Source organism: Streptomyces milbemycinicus, from assembly GCF_002154605.1.
GTDB classification, from domain to species: Bacteria; Actinomycetota; Actinomycetes; order Streptomycetales; family Streptomycetaceae; genus Streptomyces; species Streptomyces milbemycinicus.
This window is the reverse complement of record NZ_MUNE01000853.1, coordinates 1-704: the sequence shown is the minus strand read 5'-3', so window position 1 is coordinate 704 and position 704 is coordinate 1. Positions and strand designations below refer to the sequence as shown.

The following is a 704-nucleotide window of genomic DNA, read 5'->3' as shown; positions in this document are numbered from 1 at the left end:
GCTCTTCGGTCATGCTCGGCCCCACGTGGTCGTCCCCTCGGTGGTGTGGTTTTCAGACATGAAAAAAGCCTCCTCGGCGGAGGCGGTTCCGCGGCGAGAAGGCTCAACAACTGCTGAGTAGGTTACCGCATGCGCGACAGGTGGGGCAGCGCTCGGGAGCGCCCGAAACCTCACCCGCCTGGCCATTCACCGCGGTTACCCGCTCATCGGCTGCCGACTCATCGGCTGCCGCTGAGCTCCGCGATCCGGGCCAGCCCGCGGTGGGATGCGATCAGGGCGTCCCGGTCGTAGGTGCTGGTCGTGACCATGATCTCCTGGGCGCCGGTCTCCTTGATCACCGTCTCCAGCTCATCGGCCACCTGCTCCTCGGTGCCATGGATATGGCCGCGCAGGTGCGACTCGTAGAGGTCCCGCTCCTTCGGGCTCATGGTCCGCCGCTCGATCTCCTCCGCCGGGGCCAGCGGCGGGAACGTGCCGTGGGTGCTCGAGTACGCGATGGCCCACGCCTCGGGGATCAGCAGTCGGCGCGCCAGCTCGGGGGTCTCGGCGACGGCGACCGTGCCCGCGGCGATGACGTACGGCTCATCCGCCCACGCGGACGGGCGGAAGGCGCCACGGTAGCGCTCAATGGCACCCAGCAGCTTCTCGCGGCCCCTGAGATCGCCGATCACCAGCGGAAGCCCGGCCTCGGCGGCGATCGCCGC

General features: G+C 69.5%; 1 protein-coding gene. It reads right to left on the bottom strand.

Annotated elements, in window-relative coordinates:
* Nucleotides 1-218 precede the first annotated feature (218 nt).
* Nucleotides 219-704, bottom strand: a 486-nt coding sequence (locus CCN51_RS47580; RefSeq protein ID WP_143676141.1) for an LLM class flavin-dependent oxidoreductase, incomplete at its 5' end; no start/stop codon positions are given.